We start from the raw sequence: 10672 nt of genomic DNA on the forward strand, positions 1-10672 counted from the left end.
GAAGCGTGACAGCAACGAATTTGGGGGGAAGTGTGACGCACGCGCGTCTGGGCCATATCGAAGAGGAATCCGCTCGCGGGGTCGTCCGGGCGCCGGATCTGACCCGAGTCACGGTGCTGGCCAAGCACACTCAGGTCGACATCGCCATCCCGGTGGATGTGCCGATGGCCCTGGTGATCCCGAGCGTGGTCGACATGGTCGCGCAACACAGTCGCAGCAACGACTTCGACGAGAGCGGCGAACAGTTCGAGCCCGCCGAATGGGTGCTGTCGCGGATCGGCCAGCCGCCCTTCTCCAGTTCCCTGAGCCTGGGTGAGCACGGGGTGCGCGACGGTGAGCTGCTCATGCTGACCAGCGCCGATCAGGTCGCGCCGCCGCCGCTGTTCGACGACATCATGTACAACGTGGCGATCGCCGACGCGGACCACTTCCGCAACTGGTCGCCGCGCACCGCGCAGATCACCGGCGCCATCATCGCCGCGGCCGCGGTGTTGACCGGCTGCACCGGACTGCTCGCCGCACCCGACGCGCTGGTCAGCTGGATCCCCGGATCGATCGCGGCCTTCCTCACCCTGCTGCTGGTGGTGACCGGCACGGTGCTGGGTCGGATGTACGGCGACCGGTCCACCGCGCTGGTGCTCGGCGGCTGCGCGCTCGCCACCGGCTTCACCGCCGGCATGCTGCTGGTTCCGGTGCACGACAACCACTTCGGCTGGGCGAACCTGCTGCTCGGCTCGGTGTTCACCGGCGCGATCGCGGTCCTGGCCTGGCGGGTCAGCGGGGTCGGGTCCACATTGTTCATCGGTGCGGCCGCGATCGCGGTGTTCGCGGTGCCGGCCGCGTTGGTCGGGCTGCTGACCGATCAGCCCAACAAGGCCATCGGCGCGGTTGCGGCAGCGCTCGGCCTGGGCGCACTGTCGCTCGCGCCACGAATCTCGATGCTGCTGGCCGAACTTCCGCTGCCGCCGGTCCCCACGCCCGGCACACCGATCGACCCGACCGAGGACGACCCGGACGACCACCGCGCCCTCCCGACCATGGATGTGTTGCGCGCCAAGGCCGATCGGGCCCGGAAGTACATGGCCGGCCTGGTCGGGGCCACCACCCTGGTGACCGCGGTCGGCTCACTGGCCGCCGTCGACGTCACCGCGAAGCACCCGTACTGGCAGGGTGTGGCCCTGGCGCTGGTGTGCGCCGCCGCGCTCATGTTCCGCAGCCGCACCTATGCCGGCGCGGTCGAGGCGATCGTGCTGATCAGCGGTGGCGCCCTGATCACGCTGGCGGTGCTGGTCGGTGCGGCGTTCACCCAGCAGCAGCCGCTCGCGATCTTCGGTGCGGCCATGGTGATCCTGATCGCGGCCCTCGTGCTGGGCACGGTGGTGCCGAAGCAGACCGCTACCCCGCCGATGCGGCGCGCGGTGGAACTGCTCGAGTACGCCTTCGTCGCCGCTGTGGTGCCGCTGGTGTTCTGGGTCGCCGATCTGTACTCGCTGGTGCGATCGCTGTGAAACGGCCGCTGCGACAACTTGTTCCGTTGGCCGCCGCGACTGCAGTACTGGCGGTGAGCGCCTCGGTCGGCGCCGGCGCGGCCTACGCCGACCACCCGCCGACGGTGGTTCCCGGCCTGATGCCGCCGGGCCCGCCGATGGGGCCCCCGGACGACACGGAACAGAACGCGAACACCGCGTGCGCCAGCACGCAGTCCGGTGGCGACGGTCCCGCGGTGCCCGACAACCAGGCGAGCCTGAATCTGCCTGCGGCCTGGAGGTTCTCGCAGGGCGAGGGCCAGCTGGTCGCCGTCATCGACACCGGAGTGGCACCGAATCCGCGGCTGCCCGGCCTGTCCGGCGGCGGCGACTACGTCTCGCACTCCGACGGCCTGTCCGACTGCGACGGACACGGGACCGCGGTGGCCGGTTTGATCGCGGCCAGCCGGGTCCCCGGGCAGGGTTTCGCCGGCGTGGCACCGCTGTCGCGGATCGTGTCGATCCGCCAGACCAGTAACTTCTTCTCCACCAAGGGAAGTTCGCAGGGCAAGAAGCCCGAGGACATGCCCGGGTACGGCACCACCTACACGCTGGCGTGGGCCATTCGCCGGGCGGCCGATCTGGGCGCGCGGGTCATCAATATCTCCGAAGCGGCCTGCAAACCCAGCTACGAGGACATGCCGGACGGCCCGATCGGTTCCGCCCTGCAGTACGCGGTGGACGAGCACGACGCCGTGGTCGTGGTCGCGGCCGGCAACAAGGACCACGACTGTAAGGACGTGGCCAACAAGACGATCGACCCGCTGGACCCGGCGGCGGATCCGTGGACCAAGATCGACTACAACTTCAGTCCCGCCCGCTACGACGACTACGTCCTGGCGGTCGGTTCGGTCGACGCGAACGGGCAGCCGTCGAAGTTCTCGGTGCCGGGCCCGTGGGTCGGGGTCGCGGCCCCCGGCGAGCACGTGACCTCGCTGGACGTCAACTACGAACAGCCCGGCAGCAAGGGCACCATCACCGGCATGGGTGACACCCCCAGCGGAAAGGCGGGCGACCCGATCATGGGCACCAGTTTCGCCGCACCGTATGTGGCCGGAGTGGCCGCGCTGGTCCGGGCGAAGTTCCCGGACCTGCCCGCGCGGGACGTGATCAAGCGCATCGAGGCCACCGCACACGCGCCGGCCGAGGGCTGGAACCCCTACATCGGTTACGGCACAGTCGATCCCGTCGCCGCGCTGACCGCCGAGGTACCGGACAAGCTGCCGCCGAAGCACCCGCTCCCCGCCCGCAGCCTGCAGCTTCCCGTACCGGCAAATCCACCGGCTCCCGACAACACCGCCCGCAACGTGGCCCTGATCGGCACCGGGGCGGTCGCGCTGCTCCTCGTCCTGGGCTACCTGGGCTCGTTCCCGATCCGCCGCTTCCTGGACTCGAAGAACTAGCACTCCGCATTACAGTGCCCGGTCGGCCTCACCGACCGGGCACTGTTCACGGATCCGTTGCGCGACAACGGTGTTCGTGGACCACACGGGAACGGCCACGGCTCATACCGCCGGGCGGTCCCCATACCCGGGTACTACGCGCCGCCCCCACCGCAGGGGGACGTGGCGTGGGGAATCGCGGACCTAGCGTCACCGTCATGACCACGCTCGATCGCCCGGCGCTCGCGCCGCTCACCGCCCACACCCCATCCCGACGACTGCACCGCCCCCTGCTGGTCACCACCGCGGGCATGGCGGCCCTGGCCGTATTCTCGCTGTGCGCCACGACATTCGACGACCGACTGCTGCTCGGCGAATCGGTCTGGCTCAAACCGCTCAAGTTCGGCATCGCCATGGCCCTGTACTGCGGCACCTTGGCCTGGCTGGTGTCGTTCCCGCATCGCGGACAGCGCCTGACCTGGTGGATGGGCACCGTCTTCGCCGCCACCAGCGTCGTGGACGTCGGATTCATCGTCGTGCAGGCCGCGCGCGGCACCTTCAGCCACTTCAACACCCAGCACGACGCCGTCAACACCATCGGCCAATGGGTGTTCATGACCGGCGTGCCCGGCCTGTTCCTCGCGAATCTGGTGATCGCGGTGACTCTTTCGTGGCAGCGCGTCACCGACCGGCCGACCTCGCTGGCCATCCGCGCGGGCCTGGGAATCGCGGTATTCGGCATGGCGCTGGGGTACACGATGGGCTTCAGCGGCGAACAGCAGACCACCGACGCCTACGGGCACCCGGTGCGACTCGGCGCCGGCCACACCTTCATCAGCGGACAGCCCGCCGTCCGCGACGGCCTCGACGGTATGCCGGTCACGCACTGGAGCACCGCGGGCGGCGATATGCGGATCGCGCACTTCGCCGGCCTGCACGGCATCCAGTTGCTCATCGTCGCCGCCATCGTGCTGGCCCGGCTCGCCCCGTCCGTGCCATGGCTGCGCCCCGAACGCACCCGCACCCGCCTGATCGGGGTCCTGGCGCTCGCATACACCGGCCTCGTGGCACTGCTCCTGTGGCAAGCGCTGCGCGGACAGGCCGTAACCCACCCGGACAGGGAAACCCTCACCGCCCTGAGCCTTGTAGCCGCCATCACCGCCCTCGGCATCGGCACCGTGTACGCCCTGAACCCCCGCCGCCGACAAGTCGCGGCCGGCAAGCCCTAGTTGGGTTTGGCGGGGGCGGCGGTGGTGACCAGGGTCTTGGCTGGGGTCGGGTCCGGGGCGACACCGTCGTGGGCGACCATGGCCTCGGTGCGGCCCAGGGTCGGGCCGGAGGCCAGCAGCGCGACGATCGGCCACGGTGCGGGTTCGGGCTTGGCGTGGTCGGAGTCCATGCCCAGGGCCTTGGCCGCCTCGCCGTCCTTGATGTCGTAGCGAACTCCGGTGTCGGCCACGAAGAATTCGCTGTCACGGCGCTGGCTGTCGGGTTCGATTCCGGTGCTCTGCGCGAAGATGCCGTCGCCGGGGGTCTTGTAGAACTGGTCGGCCTTGGCGCCGCCGGAGTCGGCCTGCGCCAGCCGGGTCGGCACCGCCTTGTCGGGGATGGGCAGCACATGCCCGGCCAGCAGCGACAACTCGGCGTGCGAGCTGCCGTCGGCCTTGGCGCCGGCATTGGTCAGCGGCTTCCAGGACAGGCAGCTCACCGGGGCGTCCTTCGAATTCAGCAGCTGCGGAGCCGTTTCCGGGTAGTCGGCGACCGCCAGCGCGTGCGAGGCCGGCGCGTTGGCCTGATCGTGCTGGCTGATCGAACGGGCAGCGCCGTTGTCCGGGTTGGCGTTCCGGATGATCTGCACGGTCAGCGGCGAGATCTCCTGCAGGCCGTCGCGCAGGACCACGTAGTCCTTGTTCAGGGTGTCCACGTGCACGACGTCACCGTTGTGGTGGTTGCCGGCGAGCGCGAAAGTCGGTGTGCCACCGGGGTCCACGATCTGCGGCGGCACGATCGGCAGCACCTCGGGGATCGCGTTCAGCAGGCCCTCGCTGACCGGCCGCGGCGTCTCACCCCGAATATTCAGTGCGACAGTGACATTCGAGTCGTTCATGTCGACCTTGGCGCGGTGCTTGCCGTAGACCAGGTAGGTGGCGTCCTTGCCCTGCACCAGCAGCGCCTGATTCGGATCCAGCACCTTGGCCTTGTCGCCCAGCGAGAGGCTGCCCGCGATCACGGTGTCGGTGACCTTCCCGGTGCCGTCGTTGCGCAGTTCGTCGCAGACGGTCCACGGGCGGCCGGCGCCGTCGGTGGCGAAGTTGAGCGAGGACGGGGCGCCGGGGATACCGATCAGCGCGCCGAGCGGCTTCTTCGCCAGCTCGGACTCCTTGATCGACACCGGCTTGGCGGGATCGCCCACCGCCAGCCGTGCCGACGCCAGATTCAGCGCCGGATGCACGGTCCCGTCGACGACGGCGTACACCGCACCCGAATCCTTGCCGAGCAGAATCTTGTTGTCCCCGATGGCACCCTGCGGGCGCAACAACGCCAGCACGCCACAACCGGCCAGCGCCACGACACCGAGCACCGCTCCCGCGACATAGGCCCGAGACTGGGATCGCATCGGGTCGTGCAACATTCGCACGTCACGCCGCACCAGCGCGTGTTCCATGCGGCGGACAAGGAAGCGATACCCGCTGATCTGCCAGCGAGTCGTGGGCTTCGAAGGCATCCGAACCCTCCCCCGATCGGTGCTCGTGTACGACCGACACAGTACAGTTCTGCACAACCGACGTTGACTTCGGCCGCACATGTGGGGGCCGATACGGGTGCTTGGGGGGACCACCGTGGCGACCACACGCCGCCCGTTGTTCGGGCGTATTTCGCTGGGGAATCTGATGGCCGCGCAATTGATCGCGCTGGTCGTGGGGCTGATCGTCCTGGCCGCGGGAGCGCAGGGGCGCTACGCGCTGGCCGGCGCGGCGGTCGCGGGGCTGATCGTGCTGATCCCGCTGCGCAAACGCACCGTCGCCGACTGGTGCGCGACGCTGTGGCAGCACTGGACCCAGCGCGGCTACACCCTCGGCGACACCACCGATTTCCGCGGCGCCGACGGTCGCTCGCTGGGCCTGTACTGGGAGGGCAGCCGGGTCGTCACGGTCGTCGAGGTGCTGCCGCCGAAGGGCGGGCTGACCCGCATCGACCGCAACACCGTGCACGCCTCGCACCTGCTGCCGCTGGCGGAACTCGCACAGTGCTTGCAGCAGCACGACATTCAACTCTCCGGGATCGACATCATCAGCCACGGGCACCGCAGCCGCTCGGGCACCCCGGCCGGGCCGATCTACGAATCGCTGCTCGGTCCGCTGCCGGCCACCGCGCACCGCACCGTATGGCTGGCGATCAGCTTCGACACCCTGGACTGCCCGCAGGCCGCCGACCGCCGCGGTGGGGGCGCCGAGGGCGCGGGCCGGGCGGTGACCATCGCGACCCAGCGCATCGTGCGCGCGCTCGAGGACGCCGACTGCAGTTCCCGGGTGCTGACCGCGCCGGAGATCCGCAAAGCGGTCATGCAGATCAGCGCCGGTGTCGACCCGCGAACCCTCACCGGCCGTTGGCGTTACACCGAACTCGGCAACAGCGTGAACATCGGCGCGGCGGTGGATCCGGCCCACCTCGGGTCCGACCTGCTGGCCCAGCTGTGGGTGGCGCCCTCGCGCGGGACGACGGTCGCGGTGCGGCTGCGGCCCGGACGCGTCGAGGGCACCGTCGACATCGGCGCCGCGTGGCGGCTCACCGCCCGGGAACTCCCGGAACCGGTCAAGCGCAAGGGAATGATCCCGTTGAGCGGCCGGCACCGGCGCAGCCTGCTCGCCCATTTCCCGCTGGCCATCCCGGGTCTCGACGACACCGTGCCGATGGCCGAGTTCCCGATCGACGTGGTCGGCGCGTTGCACCTGCCGTCCTCGGGCTGCGGTCAGCTGCTGGGCTCCGACGAGCAGGGCAACGGTGTCGCGGTTCGGCTTGTGGGACAAGGTATTTCGTCGGTATATGTGGCCGGTGAGCTGTATCTCGCGCAGCAGCTGGTGTTCCGGGCCCTGGCGGTCGGCGAACGCATCCTGATCCGCACCGACCGGCCGCAGGCCTGGTACCAGTTGGTGGAGACCATCGGCAACCCGGAACGGCTCACCCTCGCGGTCGAAACCCACCAGAGCGACGCGGGATTCACCGCGACCGTGGTGGACGGCGTCCTGGCGCCCGCGCCGCACGCCGGTGTCACCACGATCTACGTGACCGGCGACCCGACCGGATGGCCCACCACGCGCCCCGATCTGTCGCTGCACCAGCCCGGCGCGATCGGCACCCGGGTCGTGCTGCGCACCGGGACCACGCAGGTCGACCTGAGCCTGGTGTCGATTCCCCGGGAAGCCACCTACATCGGCAATCCGCGGGCGCCGCGTCCGGCGGCCCCGCCGCAGCCGGTCGGCGCCGGGTACGGCCGGCGCGGGCAGCAGTACCCGCAGCAGAGTCAGCAGCAGCATCCGGGGCAGCAGTACCAGCAAGGGCAGCACCGGCGCTGACCTGCTCCGCGACAACCGAAGTCGTCGGCTGAGCGCACGATCTTCGGCTCCTTTCGACAATTCCTGCCGATTTCAGCCGATCAATGTGCGCTCCGGCCGGGACCGCCGGCTCCGATACGCAATATACATCCCTCGCTGAATCGCACGAGAAAATTGCTCGACGACGATTCGCAAGATCAGGTTGTGGGTTCCTCGACTACGGAAAGGTTCTCGCCCACTACGGTAGAGCTGGTCATATCCGAGCGACATGCGCCGCACAGCTGTTGTCGCAGCGCAATCGACAATATCCGCTTGTGAATCATCCAGAAAATGTGATTTCAGTTCCCTTCCACGGTGTTCTACCGTTCCCGACGTGAGCTTCGGCTCGTTTTTCTTCGAATGAGCGGTAATCGGTTCCACTGTGCGGAGCCGGCGGAAGGAATCACGTTCAAGAATTCGAAAGTGGCAGCCGAACTGGCGGCCGCGAGCTTGGTCCTGGCCGGAGTAGCCGGCGTGGGCACCGGTGTCGCGTCCGCCGACACCACCCCGCCGGCGTGCCAGCAGACCGCGAACGCCACCCACAATTCCGGCTGGATGGGGGCGTGGATCAACAACACCTTCGCAAAGTCGGTCTCCGCGGCGAGCTTCGCGGCCGGCACTCAGGTCACCTACACCGACGTCGTGGGCACCACGAGCATCGGCAATCCTTATGTGAACACCTTCACCGACTATCCGCCGCCCGGCTTCGGCAAGCCGATCAAGGCGCAGGTCACGGCCTATCACTTCGGGCAGGGTCAGGTCACCGAGGACGTCACCGCCGCGCCGGATCGCGGTGGCTGGAACGTCACCAGCACCGGCTGGTTCGTCAATTCGGGTAATCCCGTGACCATCACGATGACCTACCTGGTGCCCACCACATTGCAGGACGGGCAGCAGGTCGTCAGTGGCGGCATGAGCGTCGGCGGCACGGCCGGGATCAGCACCGACGTGCCCGAGGACGGTGTGTGCTTCACCGTGCGCGGCGCCAATCCCGGCGAAGCGCTCCTGGGCAGCGCCGATGCGACCGGCCTCGGCTCGGCCACGAACCAGCTCAGCTCGACCGGTTCGGTCACCGACGGCATCACCCGGATCATCAAGAATCTGATCCCGGGCAGCTGACTCGGATTCGGCCGGTCGCGGCCGACCGCCACCTACCTCGGGCGGTCGGCGCGCGGCCGGCCGCTCGTTGTGCGCTCACGCAGGGTAGGGGTCGCTAGCTCGCGCTGTCCGTAAAGCCCCACCCCACCAAGCCAATTGGCGCAGCAAGCGCCCGGCCGCGTCGATCGCCGCGCCGTCGGCGGTGTTCCCGTCCCGATCGAATTTGCGCTTCGCCTCGTGGAAGCTGACGGTCTCCCGGATGGAGACCATGTGCAGTTCGGCGACCACCTGCCGCAGCTGTTCGACGGCGCGCAGGCCGCCGGAGAGTCCGCCATAACCGACGAAACCCACCGGCTTGGCCCGCCATTCGTGTTTCACGATGTCCAGCGCGGTCTTCACCGAGGCCGGATAGCCGTGGTTGTACTCCGAGGTGACCACCACGAACGCGTCGGCGGCGCCGATCCGCTGCCGGTACGCCTCGACCTCGGGTGTTTCCGACAGGTCGGCCGGCAGCGGCGTGGTGAGCAGGTCGAGGACCCCGACCTCGAATGCGGGGTCGGCCCGTGCGGTCCGCAGGAACCAGTCGGCGACCACGGGCGCGAACCGCCCGGGTCGCACGCTGGCGACGATCACTTCCAGGCGCAGAGCGGAATCCATGGGCGGGAGCCTAATCCGGGCCCGGCTCCCGCACCGGTTGCCGCGTCAGGGCAGTTCGAACGGCAGCGCGACGCCGGTGTGTACCCGGCAGCGCTCGCAGGTGTCGGTGCCCTCGACTGCGGTGACCGCGGAGCGCACGAGTCGCTTGAACGGCACCAGGTTCCGCTCGAATTCCGCGAAAACGGCTGCGGCGCTGACACCTTCACCGGACTCCAGGCCGGCGTCCAGGTCGGTGACCAGAGCGATTGCCGCGTAGCACATTTCGAGTTCGCGGGCGAGCACGGCCTCGGGGTGGCCGGTCATGTTCACCAGCTCCCAGCCCTGGGCCGCGAACCACCGGCTCTCGGCGCGGGTGGAGAAGCGCGGGCCCTGCACGACGACCATGGTGCCGAGCCGCTTGAGCGGCAGCTCGTCGACGGCGGACGCGACCGCGGCGGCCCGCAGATCGGGGCAGTACGGGTCGGCGAAGGAGACGTGCACGCCGCCGTTGTCGAAGTAGGTCTGCGGGCGGCCGGAGGTCCGGTCGACCAGCTGGTCGGGGATCGCGACGGTGCCCGGCCCCCAGTCGGCGCGCAGGCTGCCGACCGCGCAGGGCGCGAAGATGCGGCGCACGCCGATGGACCGCAGCGCCCACATGTTGGCCTGATAGGGCACGGTGTGCGGGGAGTATTCGTGCTTGCGGCCGTGCCGGGGCAGGAACGCCACCTGCCGGCCGTCGACCTCGCCGACGGTGATCGGCGCGCTGGGCGCGCCGTAGGGGGTGTCGATCTCCAGGGTGACGGCATCGTCGCCGAAGAAGTCGTAGAAGCCGCTGCCACCGATGATGGCCAGCGCGGGCCGCGGAACCGAACTCATGCGGTGAATTGTTGCGTACCGGCCGACGTGCCCGCGCACCGCCTCCACGGTGACCGCGCCACCAACCTGACAAATCACTCCCGTGCGCGTACCCTAGGGGGGTATCATCCGCCCACGGAACGAGGCAGTTGTGACCGACGAGCCCACGCGCGAAGCCGCCGAACCCGCAGGTCCGGCCGCATCTTGCCACGACCACGCGGCCCACGGGTACATCACCGCCAAGCAGGATTACCTCAAGCGGTTGCGCCGCATCGAGGGTCAATCCCGCGGCCTGCAGCGCATGGTCGAAGAGGAGAAGTACTGCATCGACATCCTGACCCAGGTGTCGGCCATGAACAAGGCACTGCAGGCGGTCGCGCTCGAACTGCTCAACGACCACATCAGTCACTGCGTGGCCGACGCCGCGGCGAAGGGAGGCCCGGAAGCCGAGGAGAAGATCCGCGAGGCCAACGAGGCCATCGCCCGCCTCGTGCGCTCCTACGGATAAACCACGGCGGGGCGGCCCCCCCACGTGGCGGCCCCCCCGAAACCCACCGGGGGGGCGGGGTAACGCCAACCCCGA

General features: G+C 69.3%; 9 protein-coding genes. 6 read left to right on the plus strand and 3 right to left on the minus strand.

The window, feature by feature from the left end:
• Positions 1–32: 32 nt before the first annotated feature.
• From eccD to EBN03_RS16820, 3 genes are all read left to right on the plus strand, one after another.
• Positions 33–1508, plus strand: coding sequence for a type VII secretion integral membrane protein EccD (eccD, locus tag EBN03_RS16810; protein WP_122188970.1), 1476 nt, complete (start codon positions 33–35; stop codon positions 1506–1508).
• A 53-nt stretch (positions 1509–1561) separates the two neighbouring features.
• Positions 1562–2929, plus strand: a complete 1368-nt coding sequence (gene mycP, locus EBN03_RS16815; RefSeq protein WP_233608426.1) for a type VII secretion-associated serine protease mycosin — start codon at positions 1562–1564, stop codon at positions 2927–2929.
• A gap of 197 nt (positions 2930–3126) precedes the next feature.
• Positions 3127–4137 carry a hypothetical protein gene (locus EBN03_RS16820; RefSeq protein ID WP_233608427.1) on the plus strand — a complete coding sequence of 337 codons (1011 nt, stop codon included), beginning with the start codon at positions 3127–3129 and terminating at the stop codon, positions 4135–4137.
• Here EBN03_RS16820 and eccB read toward each other — a convergent pair.
• Positions 4134–5633, minus strand: a complete 1500-nt coding sequence (gene eccB / locus EBN03_RS16825) for a type VII secretion protein EccB (protein WP_122188971.1) — start codon at positions 5631–5633, stop codon at positions 4134–4136. The two genes, EBN03_RS16820 and eccB, sit on opposite strands and share 4 nt — an antisense overlap.
• 115 nt (positions 5634–5748) lie before the next feature.
• Here eccB and eccE point away from each other — a divergent pair, with 115 nt between their 5' ends.
• Both eccE and EBN03_RS16835 read left to right on the plus strand, forming a co-directional pair.
• A complete protein-coding gene (gene eccE, locus EBN03_RS16830; RefSeq protein WP_233608428.1) occupies positions 5749–7482 on the plus strand; it encodes a type VII secretion protein EccE in 1734 nt (577 codons plus the stop codon).
• A 441-nt stretch (positions 7483–7923) separates the two neighbouring features.
• A complete protein-coding gene (locus EBN03_RS16835) occupies positions 7924–8619 on the plus strand; it encodes a hypothetical protein (RefSeq protein WP_233608429.1) in 696 nt (231 codons plus the stop codon).
• A gap of 75 nt (positions 8620–8694) precedes the next feature.
• On the opposite strand, the gene EBN03_RS16840 is transcribed toward EBN03_RS16835, so the two are convergent.
• Positions 8695–9255 carry an NADPH-dependent FMN reductase gene (locus EBN03_RS16840; protein ID WP_122188974.1) on the minus strand — a complete coding sequence of 187 codons (561 nt, stop codon included), beginning with the start codon at positions 9253–9255 and terminating at the stop codon, positions 8695–8697.
• Between the two features lie 45 nt (positions 9256–9300).
• Entirely contained in the window at positions 9301–10110 is an 810-nt protein-coding gene (locus EBN03_RS16845; protein WP_122188975.1) for an S-methyl-5'-thioadenosine phosphorylase, read from the minus strand.
• A 130-nt stretch (positions 10111–10240) separates the two neighbouring features.
• On the opposite strand from EBN03_RS16845, the gene EBN03_RS16850 reads away from it, so the two are divergent.
• Positions 10241–10597 carry a metal-sensitive transcriptional regulator gene (locus EBN03_RS16850; protein WP_122188976.1) on the plus strand — a complete coding sequence of 119 codons (357 nt, stop codon included), beginning with the start codon at positions 10241–10243 and terminating at the stop codon, positions 10595–10597.
• Positions 10598–10672: the final 75 nt, after the last annotated feature.

The organism is Nocardia stercoris (genome assembly GCF_003696265.1).
GTDB lineage: Bacteria > Actinomycetota > Actinomycetes > Mycobacteriales > Mycobacteriaceae > Nocardia > Nocardia stercoris.